We start from the raw sequence: 17,201 nt of genomic DNA on the forward strand, positions 1-17,201 counted from the left end.
CATGTGCCATGATGACACGATTGTTTGAACCGTTGGAAGACCGAAGACGATTTGTCGCGGTCCGACAACCTGCCTGGTTTATCCATTGTCTGGTTCAGTGCAACAAATGATCGTTGGCAGCCGCAGGCAGTGTGATTCGCATTGAGTCGGAAAAAAGCGGGCGTTCCTGACACCACACGTCGTTTCTTGCCCCGTCAGCGTGTGGGGTAAAAACCTGTTTGCGTCGATAGCGTGTCGGATTGTCGCGGCCGATTTTCATCCGTCTCGATTGAAGCCTAGGGCACGCAAGAACAGGTGACGGTGAAACCTTTGCGCCAGCGACAATCCGCCTATCGGGAAACGCCTGAATGATTACCGGGGAACTCGGTGCGACATCCCCGACTTTGCTTTGATGGTCAACCGTCAGCCGGGCGGTGCATGATGGGCTGGTCCAGATAAGCGTTGGCCTCGTCGTCGTTGACGAAGACTTCATTGACGGGATCCCACTGCAATGACCGACCGCTGTGGATCGCGATGTGGGCTAGCAACCCAAGCGATGTGACACGATGCCCGACCTCCGCAGGTTCCAGCGTTTCGGACCGGTCGCGGACACAGTCAATGAAGTCTTGCTTTTCGCTTTTGAATCGGAAGCTTTGGTCCGTCGGCTTCGGTTCCACCGTCAGCAGCGATTTCGGATACGCGTCGATGTCTCGGAAACCGGCACGCACCCAACCTTCATCGCCTTCGATCAACAGGTACGGTGATTCGGTTCGGTATTCCCATTGCAGGCCGTCGGCGAACCGAAAATCGACTTGGAACTTCAACAGGACATTCCAAAAACTCTCGCGATCGGGATAGGTTCCGCGGCCTTTGATTTCCACCGGTCCGGTACGCTCGGTGTCGGTCGCCCACATCGCACCGTTGCACAGATGCGTGCCCCAGTTGGTGATCATTCCGTCGCAATACAACAATCGACGCATCCATCCGGGACGCGAGTAATCTTGCTGCGGATGAACCCCCAATGTCGTGTAGGGGACTTTTGGTGCTGATCCTTGCCACCGCTGAAAATCCAGTTCTTTGGGGACGGGCATCTCCGGTTGCGGTGGGCAGGGGATGTCGGTTTCCGGAACACTGGTGACGACCCGGCGGACTTTGCCCACGTAGCCGTTGCGAACCAGTGTCGTCGCGCGATGCGCGGGCATACCGCTGCGGAATTCACTGTCGACACGGAAGATGCGTCCGGTCTGGCTTGCAACACGAACCAAATCTTGGCCTTGTCGAACCGTGCGGATGATCGGCTTTTCCAAAGCAACATCTTTGCCGGCCTGCATGGCATCGATCGCCATCTCGGCGTGCCAATGATCCGGTGTCGCGATGCAGACCGCGTCGATGTCGTCTCGTGCCAACAGGTCTTGATAGTCTTCGTATTGATCGACCCGGGTGAACGTGCCTTTGGCTTTGCCGCTGTCGTATTGCGTTTTGATTTGGGGGACCGCATTGGCCAACCGCCAGCGGTCGACGTCACACACGGCGATCGCCTGCACACCCTTGGTACGCACAAACAACGGAATGTTCTTGAAATAGGTTTGGCGACCACAACCGATGAAGCCCATGGTCACGCGTTCGCTGGGCGGAGTCGCGCCGTCACGGCCGAGCGCGGTCGCGGGGATGAAGGTGGGGGCGGCGAAAGCGGCGGCGGTTTTCAATAAACCACGGCGGGTCAGTGCGGCTGTCATCAGACGGTCCTTGCGATGCATCGGCGGAAGGCGGGGATTTCTTAAGCAGCCGAACATGGTCGTCGCTGGTGGCTCGGATGGGGCTGCGTGATCTTCTTGGCAATCAGATGGCCCAAAGTAATCGCGGCTGGCAAGCCACTGTGACAAACTGACGTGCCGACGCCCCGATTCCGCGTGACCGAAATCAGGGCGTCAGGTGTGTGCTGAACCCAGAAAACCTTGGCCGCTTAGTTTGCGTCAGCGTCGGCGGCATCCTGCTTACCGGGCTTGCAGTACCGGTCCAGCCAGTCGAAGAAGACCGTGCCCCACAAGACACCGTTCTGTGGCCCCAAAACCCAGTGGCCTTCGTCGGGGAAGTACAGGAATCGACTGGGGACGCCCTGTACTTGGGCTGCGGTGAAGGCCTCCATCGCCTGGGTCACCGGGACGCGATAATCGCGTTGGCCATGGATAATCAACAGTGGCGTTTTCCATCGGTCGACGTATTGATGCGGCGAGAATTTCTTATAAGCCTCCGCAACTTCGCCGCTTTTCCAGTACGGTCCGCCCAAGTCCCAATTGACGAAGAACAATTCTTCCGTCGAACCATACATCGATTCCAAATTGAACACGCCGCAGTGGGACACCATGCTGCAGAACCGATCGTCCGCGTTGCCCATCAACCAGTAGACCGTGTAGCCGCCGAAACTGGCGCCGATCGCGGCGACACGTTTCGGGTCGATGGTCGGGTCAGCCATCATGGCATCGGTGGAAGCCAAAATGTCTTGCATCGCTTGGCCGCCCCAGTCGCCACTGATCGAATCGTTCCACTCGCGTCCGAACCCGGGCAGTCCACGTCGGTTGACCGCCAAGACGACGTAACCTTGGGACGCCATCATGTGAAAATTCCAGCGGTACGAAAACCATTGGCCGATTTGACCTTGGGGACCGCCTTGACAGTAGGTCAGCATCGGCCACTGGCGGTCGGTATCAGGGTCGTAATCCGGCGGCAAGACGACCCAGTTGTGAATCATCTTTCCGTCACTGGCTTTGAAGAAACGCTGTTCGACGGTCGGCAGATCTAGATCTTTGAAGATCGATCCGTTGACGTCGGTGATCGTGGTCAGCTTGGCGGATTCGGTATTCAGCCACGCCAGTTCGACCGGTCGTAGCATGCTTTGCTGGCGTACCAAGACCGCATCGTGTCCGGGCAGCGTGTCGACGATGGCATGATTGAAACGCCCGCTGGAAATCTGCTGCAACTGGCCTTCCAAATCGATTCGAAAGACTTGATCGGTGCCTCGCATTTCGCTGTAGAAAAACAGCGAGCGGCTGTCGGATGCCCACGTCGCCGAATGAGCCGTTTGGTCCAATCCGACGGTGACTTCGCGGATGTCGCCGCTGGACCGGTTGTAGATCATGATCCGATTGCGGTCGGATTCAAAACCCGCGCGGCGCATCGAATGAAAGGCTAGATAGCGACCGTCGGGTGAATAGACGGGACTGCGGTCATAGCCCGGCATCCCCGGCGTGATGTTGGTCAGTCGTCCACCGTCGGTCGGAACGATGTAGACATTGCTGTCGGTGCTTTCGGCCGGGTTGTTGACCAGTTTCAATGTCAACGCGATTTCCTGGCCGTCGGGGCTGAACGCAAATTCGTCTTTGCCGCCGAACGGTGGCATGGGGCAGTTGGCACGAAGTGATGCCATCAAATCCACCGGCTCCGATGCAACGCCCTGTTCGTCGATGCCGCAAACGTGAACGTGGCTGTAGGTCGGTTCAGTCCAGTGGTCCCAGTGACGATACATCAACGCATCGATAACGCGAGCGTCGGCTTTGGGCACATCGGGATACTGTTCTTTCGTCGTCGTTCCCAGTTTGACTTCGGTGGTGAAGGCGATCCGATCTCCGGTAGGAGCCGCCTTCAAGTTACCAACACCTTTGGCCACATGAGTCAACTGCACGGGGTCCCCGCCAGCCGGATCCAGCATGAACACTTGTGGTGTTTCGTCAGCGGATGATTCCTCGTCATCGTCCTCTTCATCCTCCGGATCGTTTTGCGTCGTTTCATCGGCGTCGCCAGTCTCGTCATCCGATTGGTCCGCGTCGTCGATTTCAGCCGGCGCGATGTACAACAGCCGAGGGCCCGTTGTGTGATCCAGCCAAGCCAGATTGCTGAGTCCTTTCACGTCGGCGATCAGGACGCGCGTTTTCATGTTCGCCAAGGGGGTGTCGAACGCCGTGGCGACTTGGTCGGCTTTGCCAACCGCTTGGTCGTCCAGTGACATCAGGTGCACGCTGGTTCGACCTTCGTTTTGTTCCAGGTCGTACGACGTGACCAGAAAAGCTAGCTGTGATCCATCCGGCGAAACCGCCGATTCACCGATGCGTTGCAGATCCCACAGCCTTTCCGGCGTCAGACGTTCAGCGGATGCGACGCAGGCGGTCAGCAACACCATTGCAAAGGTGGCCGTCGAGCGGATTGAACTCGTGACGCGTGTGTTTTGTCGGTGCAATTTCATTCCCGTGAAGCTTCTTCGTTGTGTCTCGGTCGACAGTGACCGGGTGCATAGGACTGGCACCCTTGGTTTCATGGTGCGTCGTTATACGCAGTCTCTCAATTTACACCTTCGGTGACAGCGATCATGATGGTGCCGACGTCCGGCGCCGGGCAATCATTTTCGGGTGCGATTCGATCCCCAACTCCTCTGTCAATCGCAAGTTCATGCACACGGTTTTGGTCACCGGCGGCGCCGGATTCATCGGCAGCCATTTGGTTCACCAACTGATCAGTCGTGGCGATTGTCGTGTGGTGAACTTGGACAAGCTGACGTATGCGGGAAACTTGGAAGCGGTCGCGGATGTCGCCGATGATCCGAATTACACCTTTGTGAAGGCGGATGTTTGTGATGTGGATCGGGTTGCCGAACTGTTGAAGCGACATCATTGCAGCGCGGTCATTCACTTGGCCGCAGAAACCCACGTCGACCGCAGTATCGCCGGCCCCGGTGAATTTGTGCGGACCAACGTCCAGGGCACATTCGGTGTTGTCGAAGCAGCCAAACAGTATTGGTCAAGCTTGCCCGCCGAACAGCGTGATGACTTTCGTGTGGTGCACGTTTCCACCGACGAAGTGTACGGATCGCTGGGTGACGACGGGGCGTTCGATGAATCGTCGCCGTACCGTCCCAATTCGCCCTATTCCGCCAGCAAAGCCGCATCCGATCATTTGGTGCGGGCGTATCACCAAACGTACGGGTTGCCGACGATCATCACGCATTGTGGCAACAACTACGGTGCCTGGCAGTTTCCCGAAAAATTGATCCCCGTGGTCATTCGTCAGGCGGTCGCATGTCAGCCAATCCCGGTTTACGGCGACGGCACCAACGTTCGCGATTGGATTCATGTCAGCGATCATTGTCGAGCGCTGGAACAAATTTGGCGACACGGCCGTCCGGGCGAAGTCTATGACGTGGGCGGTGGTGGCGAGCGATCCAATTTGGACATCGTCAAAACCGTTTGTCGATCGGTGGACTCGCTGGTGGGACGATCTGAAACGTCCGTCGATCAAATCCAGTTCGTCCGCGATCGCCCCGGTCACGATTTTCGATACGCGATTCGCGGCCAAAAGATTCGCCGCGAACTGGGATGGGAACCCGAGGTGAAGTTTCAGGAAGGCATTCGTGAAACCGTTGCCTGGTATCTGGATCATCTCGACTTTTTGCAGACCAATCCGCTGGCTTGAGGAATGGCGGCGGGTGGTGGAGACCACGTGGTCTTGGCCGACCGCCTTTGACAGCGGGCAACTTTGACGATTGTCGGGCTTGTCGCAGTTGTATCGGATGCTTCGATCGATCCGGATGTTCCGAGGATTCGTGATCTGCGTTTGAGGACTGCCTGATCTGCCGCAGATTCCGATTTTACGGAGTGTGTCCACGCCCCACTGCGTCGATCTGTACGCAACGAGCCCTTGGGTCGTCCGGTTTGAAACCGTTCAGACGGATTTGACGGTTTTGGTTGATCCGCGGGTCTCGCCGGTTCTCAGTGGGATCTGGCAGCATTCACGCTGGCCCGATTCGCATCGAGCGCAACGGCGACTTGTTTGGGATCGATCAGCACCGCCAGGGTCAACTTCGGGGCGGAAATCACGATAAAGGGATTGTTTCGATGAAGGCAGACATCTTGCGGCCGCTGACCAGAACGCTGGGCGTCGGCGTGTTGAGTACGGGAATGCTGTCGACGGTCGTGGCGAATCAACCCGCCGCCGGCCAAAGCTATCCGCAACCGACACCCGCCAGTGCGCCGGCAACATCGGGCCCGTTTTCGATGTTCGGCCCGGCTGCGGCGGCAACGGTTTTGCCCCCGACCGGTTCGGTCGCATCGCCCAGCGGCCCGACGATGTATCCGCCGGCCGCCCCACAGGGAGGGACGTCGCCCCAAGCCAAGCCGACGGGCGTTGCCGCGCAAACCGTGGGATACCCCGGCGGCCAGCCTTCGCCTCACGCAATGATGCCGGGCCAAATGCCGCCGGCCGGCCAAACCGCGACGCCGTCGGGGCCCAGCCAGTGGAACAATTTCAATCCACAAGCCTTCCAACCCACGGCGCAACCGCAACCGCCGCAAACCTATCAAGGCCACAGCGGCTATCCGGCGCCGCAATACGCCGCCCAGCCGACAACGGCCCAGCCGGCTGGATCGAAGACCGGCGGGTTCATGAGTCTGTTCAAAGCAGCCTCGGATAACGGCAATGCCGACGCAAAACCGGAGCCCATTCCTACACCGACGCCGGAACCACAAGCGTCCAACGGGCACGCACAGGGCTATTCCCACGCGGGGGTGCCGCAATCGTATGTGCCCATGGGTGCGTATGAAAACGGGATGTCGCACCAAGGCGTCGTGATGGGATCACCCAACGGCGGACCCATGATCGACGCGCCGGTGATGCAGGCGCCCATCATGCAGGCTCCGGTGCAAGGATCCGATTGCCAAACGTGCAACACGGGTTCCGGCAATGCGTATACTGATGCTGCGGCGGCCCCTTGGTCGGCGGCCGGTATGCCGATGTCCGGTATGCCGATGGCCGCGGGTGCTTGCGGAACCGACACCTGTGGCCCGATGGGCGTGGCGGCACGGCCGACCTTGTTCCCGTGGTTCGGTGGATTCAATTTGCTGTTCCTTAGCTTTGAAGACAACACGCGTAAGGTCTACGGCATCGACAACGGTTATCCCGCCGTTTGGTCCGACATCGTCGATCCCGATTCGTCCGTCGGCTTCGAAGCTTACGGTGGCCGGTACGTGGGTTGTGGACGCTGGGGCATTGGCGTCGGCGTGTTCCACTTGGATCCCGATCAAGAGACGTACATCTACACGCATCCCGGTGCGATCACGGCGACGAACTTCATTCGTCCCGCGATGCAGTCGTATCACGATTACCACATGGATTTCGGCAGCGGTCAGGAACAGGTTTACAACCACATCACGGGGACCTCGGGTGGTTCATCGGGTGCCGCCAATGTGCGAGCCCAGCGTGATGTCCAGTTTGACGGCGTGGAAGTCAATCTGTATTGCTTTGGTCTGATGGGAGCCCAGCGTGCCGCACCGATGTGTGGCGACGGCATCGCATCGGCACACTGGTATCGCAAATTCTTGGGATTGGGCGCCGGCGGTTACGGCGGTCGATTCGGATACGGCGGTGCCGCGGGCCCGCTGGTGCGGCCCTGTAACGGACGACTGCAGATCGTTTCCAGTCACGGATTCCGATGGTTCCAGTTCGATGACAAGACGCAATTGGCTTACAACATCAACGGAACGGCCGGTTACCAATTCGACGATATCTATGACACGTCGTGTGTCGAAAACGACTTGTTCGGTTACCAGGCCGGCGGTCGACTGGTGTTCTGTTTGACCAATCGCTTGAACCTGAACTGTTCCGGAAAGTTCGGCCTGTACGGCAACCACGCCCAAGCCTATCGCCGCGTCGGAACCGAGAACGTCACGGCCTATCGTTTCGGCGATCCCATGGACTTGGCGGAAACCAACATCGAAGACACCGTCCTGGCGACGTTGGGTGAACTGGATCTGGGACTGGGCTATCGACTGTCCAACGCCTGGACCGTTCGCGGCGGCTATCGCGTGATGGGGCTCAGCGGGGTGGCGACCAGCACCAGCCAGATCGCACAAGACTATGGAACGTCGCGTCACCCCGACACGATTCACGCAACCGACAGCGTTTTCTTGCACGGTGCGTACGTGGGAGCCGACTTCAACTTCTAGTGCCCGGCAAGCCCGCCGATCGGTGGGGCGTTTGAAAATTCTTTGACGGCCGCGACGGGTCACCTGTCGCGGCCGTCTTTCGTACACTGACGCCATGCCTGTCATGGCGTCTGCGTTCGCCACCTGGAATTTTCCGCGAGAGACCGATCACATGAAACGTCGACACTTCCTGCAACACAGTCTGGCCGCCGGCACCGCTGTCTATGGTGCGGTGCAATCGCTGGGGGCATCCGCGCAAGACGCCGCCAACGATTCCAAGCACCGTTCGACCACGCCCACGACCGACGCCTGGCTTTGGACGACACTGAAAATCGGTATGGTCCGCGAAGGCGAAACCCTGGCGGAGAAGTTCCAGGTTGCCACAGACGCGGGCTTTTTGGGCGTGGAGTTGATGACGACCAACATCAATGCCGAGGAAGCGATCGCGGCAGCCGAGCAAACCGGTTTGATCATCGACGGAACCGTTGGTGGGTATCACTGGCGAACGCGGCACACCGATCCGGATCCGGATGTCCGTGCGGAGGCGTTGTCGTTGCTGCGAGACGGGATTCGCAAAACGGCTGCCGTTGGTGCCGACACGATGTTGCTGGTCCCGGGGCGGGGCACCGACGGGGCGCCCGATGTGGTCATGGACCGCGCCGTCGCGGCGGTCGAAGCCGCATTGCCGGAAGCCGAACGCTCGGGGGTCAAGATCCTGATCGAGAACGTTTGGAATCAGTTCTTGTACGAACACGACGGCCCAGACGATCAAACCGCCGATGCCATGGCCGCTTTTGTCGACCGCTTTGATTCGCCCTTGGTCGGTATGCAGTTCGACATCGGCAATCACTGGAAGTACGGCCAACCCGGTGATTGGATCCGCACGTTGGGCCACCGGGTGATGAAGCTGGACATCAAAGGGTTTTCACGCAGCGATGACAAGTTCACCGCGATCACCGAAGGCGATTTGCCTTGGGACGACGTTCGTGCGGCACTGCGGGAAATCGGATACAGCGGCTGGCTGGCCGCGGAAGTCGGCGGTGGCGATCTTCAGCACCTGAAGACCGTTCGGCAACAAATGGAAACGGCCCTTCATTGCAACGAACCCAAAGCGTGACGTTGTCTGAATCGGAACCGCAACCGAACGCCGCGCGCTCGATCCATCTGTCGGTGATGCCCGATGAGATCGTGCAATACGCTTGTGAAATCCATCCGCGTGTGGTCGTCGACGGCACCTTTGGCGGCGGTGGGCACAGTCGCTTGATCCTGCAGCATTTCGACGACTTTCGCAGAAAGACGTCTGATTCTTCCTGGGATTCGCTTTCGATCGTGGCCCTAGATCGCGACCCTGCGGTTTCGCAACGTGCCGAATCGATTCCGCTGGACCCCAGAATTGATCTTTATCTGGGAAGCTATGAATCGACCCCGGTCGCACTAGAATCGGCGGGCTTTCCGGCCGCGGATGCGATCATTTTGGACCTGGGTTTGTCCAGTGATCAGCTGGCCGATCGAGACCGTGGGTTCAGCTTCAACAGCGACGGGGAACTGGATTTGCGTTTCGATCCGGAAAGCGGGATCCCGGCGCACCAATGGCTGCTGCGTCACGATGAAAAGGCCATTGCCGACGCGATTTATCAGTTCGGCGAAGAACGTTACAGCCGCCGTATCGCGCGCGAAATCATCGCTCGGGCCAGGTCCAAACGTCCCGTTCGCACGGTTTCCGAAATGGTGGAAATTTGCCGGCGATGTGTTCCACGGTCCAAGAATCACGACATCCATCCCGCCACACGAACGTTTCAAGCGTTGCGGATCGCGGTCAATGAGGAACTGGACATCCTGACGCGCACCATGCAGAAGGTCGCCGATTGGCTGGCCCCGGGCGGACGTATCTTGGTGCTCAGCTTTCATTCCTTGGAAGACCGGATCGTCAAGAACGCGTTCCGCCAGGAAGACCGCCTGGAAGTGCTGACAAAGAAACCCTTGCGCCCGACCGACCAGGAAATCCAGCACAACCCGCGCAGCCGGAGCGCAAAACTACGGATCGCACAGCGGCGTGACGCTGAATCTTGAGCAGCATTGCCCACATTTGTCGTTCGTGTTCGCACAAATGATCGGTCTTAGCAAGCGGACCGTCTGTGCCCCCACGAACGGATCGTACGGGTTATTTGCGTCGATGGACGCAGGTGGGTGAAGTTTCATTAAGTCCCCGACGTTCGCATTTCTCGAAACGTCGGGCTGGTCCGAAGATTGTCAACAGGCGGGTTCCCACGTCTGTGGCGATGGAACCGGCGAAGACAGGTGTTTGTCGGCCAGGAGGGCTTGTCAAACACAAAGCGGAACGGTCACGGCCCTTTTGGGGGCATTGTGATTGTTGATTCAGTCACGTCGTTGCAATCATGGATTCAAGGATGAATCATTCACTAAAGGCGTCAGCCTTGGCGTCTGCGCTGGCAGGTATCCTGGGCTTTACCCCAACGTTATCAGCCGATCAGTTCGTGCTGGCACAACCCGTGTTGTCCGATGTCGAAACGGGGCAACCGCACAGCGATTTCGCGCCGCGGGCCGATGAACCATCGCTGATCGAAGCCGACGGGGAGGGCGAATCGTCCGAACTGTTCGATGCACCGGAGAATGAGGCCGCCGCAGACGAAACGGCAGCGACCATCGAGGAGCTGACCGAAAAACTGGAAGCTCTGCAAAGCGACTGGGACGATTTCCAAGAAGGTTTGGACAAAAAAGCAGCCGCGGCCAAGAAAAAGCCGTCGACCAGCATCAACGGCCGGGTCCACATTGACAACTGGAACTTTGCGGAGACGGATCCAGGAATCAACATCATCGAAAATGGTGACCCGAATCATGACCCGGAAGACCGCTGGACGTTCCGCCGAATTCGTTTGGAATTGAAGGGCGATGTCCCTGGCGACATGTTTTGGCGGATGCAGATCGACTTCAACAACCCCAGCACGCCAGAAATCAAAGACGCCTACATCGGTTGGGCCGCTTTGCCCGGCAACAATCGGCTGATCTTGGGAAACCAAAAGCGTCCGTTGGGTTTGGACCACTTGAACAGTAGCCGCTTCAACGTATTCGCCGAACGTCCCCTGGCCGTTGAATCGTTCAATGAAGACGCCCGCCGGTTCGGTTTGGCGATGTACGGTCACAACGATGAAGAATCCATCGGTTGGGCCTACGGCATCTATAACCTGGAAAATATCAACACGTCCGGGCGATTCATCGGTGATGCGTTGCAGATGGGCGGTTACGCTCGCATCTGGGCGTCGCCATGGTACGACGAAACCAGCGGCGGTCGTGGTTACTGGCACTTGGGGTTGGCCGGTGCGGTCGCCAAGCCGGACGGCGACGGCGAAACGGACTTGGACGACAACAACAACGAGGGACGATTCCGTACCCGACCGCTGGCCCGTAGTTCGGAACGTTGGCTGAACACCGGACGCATCGAAGGTGCCGACTGGTACGAAGTGGTCGCGTTCGAATCCATCTTCAACGTCGGTTCGCTTCAGATCACCGGTGAATACTTCCTGACGCCGATGCAGCGTGACAACGTCGCCATCGACGACGATTTGTTCTTCCACGGCGGATACGTCTATGTGTCGTACTTCCTGACCGGTGAATTCAACCCGTACAAGCGATCCAACGGTGTTCTGGACCGGGTCAAGCCGTTTGAAAACTTCTTCCTGGTGGATCGCTGCCGCGGCGGATGCGGTTGGGGACTGGGTGCCTTTCAAGTTGCCGCCCGTTACGACCACTTGGACCTGAGCGACAGCAACATCCAAGGTGGTGTCGCCGACATGGCAACGCTTGGCTTCAACTGGCACTGGACCGCGTACAGCAAAGTCCAGACCAACCTGATCTGGGGCAACATCGAAGACAACGCCGCCGCGGCACCCTATGACGGTGGCGATTTCATGATCTGGGGGATGCGGTACATGGTCGACTTCTAATCGTCACACGCATCGATCCATCGCTCCGGTGCATCGGTTCGGTCCGGCCATCACGTCGGACCGTGGGGGATCCACCGTAGCCTTCCCACCGAATCTGAATCCCAAATCCAATGGAAAGTGTCATGAATATCCAACGTCTGTTTTCAAAAGTCGCCTTTCTGGTCAGTGTCGCCACCGCGTCGTTGTTTTCCAACACCGCACTGGCAGAATGCGGAACCTGCTGTGTCTGCCAAGCCAAACGGTGCCACGTCACCGTGGATACCGAAGAAGTTGATGTGGAATGCCGTGATGTCGAATGCGAAGACATCTGCATTCCGCCGGTCCGGTTCTGGTGGGAATGCGGTCCGCTGAAACCATGCGGTCGCATTCGAACCGTTCGCAAACTGGTAACCGAGACGCACACCAAAGAAGTCTGCACCTATGACTGGTCGGTCGTTACGGTTTGCAAGTCGTGTTATCGCAAGATCCACCGACTGCGATGCAAGCAACTGCACCTGAGCGAAAACACGCCGCCGGAACAGGTCGGCTTGCCGGCCATGTCGGAAGACGGAACCATTCGAATGGTGGTCAACGAAGAATGGGCCGCTGGTGGGTTCCCCGAATTGCACGTCGCGGCCGGCAAACCGCAGGTCGCCCGAGACGATCAGTCAGGGGAAACCGAAGACACCGCGATGGACTACTTTGCACCGATCGAAGTGAATCCGGTTCCCGACAAATTGGAATCAGCAGTCGTTCAGTAGGCGTACGACTTGTCGCTGCCGACGGCGTCGAACATCGGATCGACTTTCGATCAGGCCCCCAGATGTTGCCGAAAGAACTCGATTTGCCGCTGGTGGTAATCGGGTTCTTTCCATAAACGGTTGTGGCGGTGGCCCGCCAAACGCCAAGTTTCCGGTGGGTTTGCCCAGGCGGCCGACGCGAGTTGGTCAAAGTGTTCGATGGGCACCATCGTGTCTCCCGTGCTGTGAACCAGCATCACCGGACAGCGAATCTTTTCGACATAACGAACCGGGCTGGCGTCATTGACGTCCAGCCCGGTCAGCGTTTTCAGCCACAGTCGCGTCGCCGGCGCAAAGCCGCGCCAGACGCCCGCATAGTTTAAAAAGTCGCCGACCACACGATGACCATCGGCGAATGTCGAATCACACCACAACGCCGCGATCAATCCGCAGTCGTCTATGGAGGCTGCGATCAGGCTGGTCACCCCGCCCATGCTCTCGCCGCGCAAACCTAACCGGCTGCCGTCGATCCCGAGTCGATCCGCGTTGGCTTTCAGGTATCGCAGCGTCGCCAAGACGTCGTACGATTCGCGAATTCCCAGAGTGACCGGACCGTTTTCGTCGCTTTGACCGTGGTTCCGCAGGTCGATTGCGGCGACGGCGAATCCGGCACGACACAGCGAATCGGCACCTTGGTGCAACAACGATGCGCGATAGTCGGGATCATCGGGAAACGTCCACAAACAATTCTTGTGGCTGCTGAATCCGTGCACCATCAAGACACAGGGCGGTCGGTCGTCGGGACCGGCATCGGGCGGCCGGATCAGCCAACCGTCCAGGCGACACTTGGGCGTTTCGGTGTCACCGTCGACCGCGTTGTATGAGGGAACCTGAATCTCAAACGCGATCTGGTCAAAACCACGATCGGCGGGGCTTTCTTCGTCGGTACATCTTAGTACGCGACGTCCGAGCAACTTGGACGCGATCAGTCGTGCGAAGCCGAAGTATGCAATCAGCCCGACCGCGGCGACGATCGGGATTCCCCAAAACAGTGCCATCGACAATGCGTGGCGGGCGATCGGCAGAAAATCCGTCATGGATGCTGATGAACAGAAAGGAAGACGCGTAGCGAAGAGGATGGCGTGTGGGGTCAGTCCATAAAAAAACCCGCTTGTCGAGACCAAGGTAAAATCTCAACAAACGGGCTTGTCTCGCAGTTGATCAGCCAGACTTATCAAAGTCGAAGCAGATGATCGCGAGTGGGGTGGCTGTGCCGAGGCATCAGCCCGCCGGCATCGCTACGGGTTACCACCCCGTTGGCTAGTACAGCAATAATCCACTTGATCACCTCCTTTACGTTTTAGGTTTGACGATGTCGGGTCCAGGTGCCAACCAGAGCGGCCCCGACAATCGTTCGGAAGTTGTCCGTCGCGGCGCGTTACCGCGACCCGACAACCCAATTATCGCTGCTGGGCAAGGCCGTCGCAAGTGCAGTCCAATTTCTGGCGTGATTTGATGCACGTTTTCGTGCGGGTTTCTACACTGGTGACGGCTTTCGCAAAACTTTTGTCGAAGTCTGCGACTCTTGGTTCGTAATGCGTTTTTGACGGCGTTCACGTTCCCAAACACCCCTCATCCCACAGCCCACCATGTTCTTTCGAAACCGCTGGCCGTCCCAAACGGCGAATCGTGTGTTTTCGTTTTGCGATCGGCTTTTCTCCGCGAACCTGATCGCCAGGATCGGTGTCGCGTCGGCGATCGTCTTCTGTACTGTCGCGGTCGACCTGCGGGCCGATGACGGCGTTCCGGACAGGGACGAGGCACAACAGCAGGCAAGCACAGGACGACCGGACATCGTCGTCTTCCTTTCCGATGACCACACGGTCACCGACAGTTCAGTCTACGGCAGCACCGAGATTCAAACGCCCAACATGCAGCGTTTGGCCGACGTCGGGATGACGTTTGATCGGGCCTATGTGGCGTCACCCTCCTGTGCCCCCAGTCGCGCCGCCTTGTTGACCGGGATTTCACCCGCACGAAACGGGGCGGAACGCAACCACGCGCGACCGGCGGCGGACTTGAAGAAGCTGCCCGCGTACTTGCAAGAACTGGGCTATGAAGTCGCCGCCTTTGGCAAAGTCGGCCACTATCGCCAGACGCCGGAATACGGTTTCGACGTGGCAAAGTTCTTCAACTACCACGAAGACCAGTGTGTTGATGAAGCGGTGAAATGGTTGCGGGCCCGCCAAAGCGACAAGCCGTTGTGTTTGTTTGTGGGCACCAATTGGCCGCACGTCCCGTGGCCCGAGGGAGAAACGTTTTTGATCGATGACGTTCGTGTTCCTCCACATCACGTGAACACGAAAGAAACGCGGGAGGCACGCCAGCGTTATCTGCAAGCGGTCCAAACAATGGACAACGAATTGGGCGCGGTCTATGACGCAACGATGGACGTGCTGGGCAAAGACACGTTGTTCATTCACACCAGCGATCACGGTGCCCAGTGGCCGTTCGCCAAATGGAACCTTTACGAAGAAGGCATCCGAACACCGTTGATTGTTTCTTGGCCTGGAAAGATCCAGGGCGGTGTCCGCACCGACGCGATGGTCAGCTGGGTCGACCTGTTGCCGACAATGGTTGCGGCCGCGGGCGGCGATCCCGACGCGGCGGCACCGGTGAAGCTGGATGGTCGATCGATCATGCCGGTCTTGACCGGACAAGCCGACACGCATCGCGACGTGATCCTGACCACGCACAGCGGCGACGGCAACATGAACGTCTATCCGGCGCGTGCGGTCACGGGCAAGCGGTACAAGTACATCCGAAATTTGTATCCACAATTCCAATTCGGAACCCACATCGACAAAAAGCCCGCCGACACCGGGTATTGGCCGAGCTGGGAAGCCAAAGCCGGCGATGACACCGATGCCGCCAACGTGGTTCGCCGGTACCAACAACGTGCAGCGGAGGAACTGTACGACTTGCAGGAAGACCCGCTGGAGTTATTGAACCTGGCACGCGATCCGGAACACCACAGCCAGCTGGCTCGGCTCAGCACTCGGTTGGACCAGTGGATGACCGACCAGGGCGATCAACCCGATTCCGTTGGACTAGCCAAATTGTTGCCGCCCTCCGGCCAGCCGCCCAACGTGATCATGGTCTTCATCGACGGCATGGGCTGGGCCGACCTGTCTTGCTTCGGTGGCATCGAAGGCCAAACGCCGAACATCGACCGGCTGGCGTCCGAAGGCATCCGGCTGACGAATTTTTATGTCAATTCGCCCATTTGTTCGCCGTCGCGAACGGCGTTGACCACCGGACATTACCCCGCACGACATCGCATCACGTCTTATCTGGCATCACGCGAATTGAACGCCGAGCGGGGTGTGGCCGATTGGCTGGACGAAGAAGCCGTCACGTTGCCTCGATTGCTTCAACAAGCGGGCTACGCGTGCGGTCACTTTGGCAAGTGGCACATGGGCGGCCAACGCGATGTCGGCGATGCGCCGATGATTTCGAAGTACGGTTTCGTTCGGTCACTGACCAACTTCGAAGGATTGGGCCCCCGCGTCTTGCCACTGAAAGACGCCTACGACGGAAAGCCGCCCAAGCCGCATGCGTTGGGCAGCGACAAACTGGGCAAGGGGCCGATCATGTGGGAAGACCGCAGCGTGATCACGTCACGTTTTGTTGCTGAGACGTTGGACTTCGTTCGCGAAGTATCTCAGGGCGACGAGACACCGCCGTTTTACGTCAACGTTTGGCCCGACGACGTGCACTCCCCTTATTTCCCACCGGCGGGACGTCGCGGTGACCAAGAAAAACGCACGCTGTACCTGTCCGTTTTGAAAACGATGGATGAACAGTTGGGCGTGCTGTTTGACCGTGTCCGCAACGATCCCAAACTGGCCAAGAACACGTTGATCTTTGTCGCCAGCGATAATGGCCATGAACCCGGTGCTGGTGCGGGTGGCCCCCTGCGTGGCTTCAAAGGCAAGCTGTACGAAGGCGGCATCCGCAGCCCTCTGATCGTCTGGGGGCCGGGAATGATTCGTCCCGAAGCGGCGGGGACGGTCAACGAAACGACGATCGCATCGGCGATCGATTTGGTGCCATCGATTCTGCAGGCGACCGGCGTTTCAGCCCCGGAAAGTTACCAACCCGATGGCGAAGATTTATTGTCGGCATTGTTGGGGTACAACCAAGCCCAACGGAACACGCCGCTGATGTGGCGTCGGCCGCCGGACCATCCGGGCAACCGTCAACAGCCGTATCCGGATTTGGCCATCCGTGACAAGAATTGGAAACTGTTGTGCAACATCGATGGATCGGCGGTGGAGCTGTACGACTTGGCCAACGATATCGGGGAAACGAAGAACATGGCCGACAAACGTCCCCAGATCACCCAGCGGCTGAAGGACCAGTTGTTGCAGTGGAACGAGTCGCTGCCGGCTGACGGTGTGGTCACCGTGCCGCGCGGCCAGCAGGAAAAGCGGTTCGGAAAGCGGCGGTGGAAATAGGCCACCGCCATGGCGATGGCGGCGACGCGCTGGGGGCCCGCGGTGATGGGGGCG

At 58.6% G+C, this 17,201-nt stretch carries 10 protein-coding genes; 7 read left to right on the forward strand and 3 right to left on the reverse strand.

Going from position 1 to position 17,201, the window contains the following annotated elements:
- Nucleotides 1–395 precede the first annotated feature (395 nt).
- Together Mal65_RS13730 and Mal65_RS13735 are read right to left on the reverse strand one after the other, a co-directional pair.
- Complete coding sequence (locus Mal65_RS13730) at nucleotides 396–1,715, reverse strand: Gfo/Idh/MocA family protein (protein WP_165701259.1); 1,320 nt, start codon at nucleotides 1,713–1,715, stop codon at nucleotides 396–398.
- Between the two features lie 227 nt (nucleotides 1,716–1,942).
- Complete coding sequence (locus Mal65_RS13735) at nucleotides 1,943–4,216, reverse strand: S9 family peptidase (RefSeq protein WP_145298565.1); 2,274 nt, start codon at nucleotides 4,214–4,216, stop codon at nucleotides 1,943–1,945.
- Between the two features lie 203 nt (nucleotides 4,217–4,419).
- Between Mal65_RS13735 and rfbB the strand changes: the two genes are divergently transcribed.
- The 6 genes from rfbB to Mal65_RS13765 all read left to right on the forward strand — a co-directional run bounded on the left by rfbB (nucleotide 4,420) and on the right by Mal65_RS13765 (nucleotide 12,648).
- Nucleotides 4,420–5,439, forward strand: coding sequence for a dTDP-glucose 4,6-dehydratase (rfbB, locus tag Mal65_RS13740; RefSeq protein WP_145298568.1), 1,020 nt, complete (start codon nucleotides 4,420–4,422; stop codon nucleotides 5,437–5,439).
- 422 nt (nucleotides 5,440–5,861) lie between these two features.
- Nucleotides 5,862–7,967 carry a BBP7 family outer membrane beta-barrel protein gene (locus tag Mal65_RS13745; RefSeq protein WP_145298571.1) on the forward strand — a complete coding sequence of 702 codons (2,106 nt, stop codon included), beginning with the start codon at nucleotides 5,862–5,864 and terminating at the stop codon, nucleotides 7,965–7,967.
- A gap of 151 nt (nucleotides 7,968–8,118) precedes the next feature.
- Nucleotides 8,119–9,063: a sugar phosphate isomerase/epimerase family protein gene (locus Mal65_RS13750; protein ID WP_145298572.1), complete on the forward strand. Its 945-nt coding sequence runs from the start codon at nucleotides 8,119–8,121 to the stop codon at nucleotides 9,061–9,063.
- Nucleotides 9,060–10,016, forward strand: coding sequence for a 16S rRNA (cytosine(1402)-N(4))-methyltransferase RsmH (rsmH, locus tag Mal65_RS13755; protein WP_196784146.1), 957 nt, complete (start codon nucleotides 9,060–9,062; stop codon nucleotides 10,014–10,016). Before Mal65_RS13750 ends, rsmH begins: the two co-directional genes overlap by 4 nt.
- Before the next feature lie 338 nt (nucleotides 10,017–10,354).
- Complete coding sequence (locus tag Mal65_RS13760) at nucleotides 10,355–11,908, forward strand: OprO/OprP family phosphate-selective porin (protein WP_196784147.1); 1,554 nt, start codon at nucleotides 10,355–10,357, stop codon at nucleotides 11,906–11,908.
- A gap of 122 nt (nucleotides 11,909–12,030) precedes the next feature.
- The gene (locus tag Mal65_RS13765; RefSeq protein ID WP_145298575.1) at nucleotides 12,031–12,648 is read left to right on the forward strand and encodes a hypothetical protein; all 618 of its coding nucleotides are present in this window, start codon (nucleotides 12,031–12,033) and stop codon (nucleotides 12,646–12,648) included.
- Nucleotides 12,649–12,698: 50 nt separating this feature from the next.
- Here Mal65_RS13765 and Mal65_RS13770 read toward each other — a convergent pair whose 3' ends face one another.
- Complete coding sequence (locus Mal65_RS13770) at nucleotides 12,699–13,724, reverse strand: alpha/beta hydrolase family protein (RefSeq protein WP_145298577.1); 1,026 nt, start codon at nucleotides 13,722–13,724, stop codon at nucleotides 12,699–12,701.
- Nucleotides 13,725–14,276: 552 nt separating this feature from the next.
- On the opposite strand from Mal65_RS13770, the gene Mal65_RS13775 reads away from it, so the two are divergent.
- Complete coding sequence (locus Mal65_RS13775) at nucleotides 14,277–17,147, forward strand: sulfatase-like hydrolase/transferase (protein ID WP_145298579.1); 2,871 nt, start codon at nucleotides 14,277–14,279, stop codon at nucleotides 17,145–17,147.
- Nucleotides 17,148–17,201 lie beyond the last annotated feature (54 nt).

Origin of the sequence: Crateriforma conspicua (assembly GCF_007752935.1) — a bacterium.
GTDB classification, from domain to species: Bacteria; Planctomycetota; Planctomycetia; order Pirellulales; family Pirellulaceae; genus Crateriforma; species Crateriforma conspicua.

What these genes read in the sequence shown, in the direction of transcription:
- Mal65_RS13730 (WP_165701259.1), bottom strand. Translation starts at nt 1,715, where the DNA reads ATGACAGCCGCACTGACCCGCCGTGGTTTATTGAAAACCGCCGCCGCT.
- Mal65_RS13735 (WP_145298565.1), bottom strand. Translation starts at nt 4,216, where the DNA reads ATGAAATTGCACCGACAAAACACACGCGTCACGAGTTCAATCCGCTCG.
- rfbB (WP_145298568.1), top strand. Translation starts at nt 4,420, where the DNA reads ATGCACACGGTTTTGGTCACCGGCGGCGCCGGATTCATCGGCAGCCAT.
- Mal65_RS13745 (WP_145298571.1), top strand. Translation starts at nt 5,862, where the DNA reads ATGAAGGCAGACATCTTGCGGCCGCTGACCAGAACGCTGGGCGTCGGC.
- Mal65_RS13750 (WP_145298572.1), top strand. Translation starts at nt 8,119, where the DNA reads ATGAAACGTCGACACTTCCTGCAACACAGTCTGGCCGCCGGCACCGCT.
- Mal65_RS13760 (WP_196784147.1), top strand. Translation starts at nt 10,355, where the DNA reads ATGAATCATTCACTAAAGGCGTCAGCCTTGGCGTCTGCGCTGGCAGGT.
- Mal65_RS13765 (WP_145298575.1), top strand. Translation starts at nt 12,031, where the DNA reads ATGAATATCCAACGTCTGTTTTCAAAAGTCGCCTTTCTGGTCAGTGTC.
- Mal65_RS13770 (WP_145298577.1), bottom strand. Translation starts at nt 13,724, where the DNA reads ATGACGGATTTTCTGCCGATCGCCCGCCACGCATTGTCGATGGCACTG.
- Mal65_RS13775 (WP_145298579.1), top strand. Translation starts at nt 14,277, where the DNA reads ATGTTCTTTCGAAACCGCTGGCCGTCCCAAACGGCGAATCGTGTGTTT.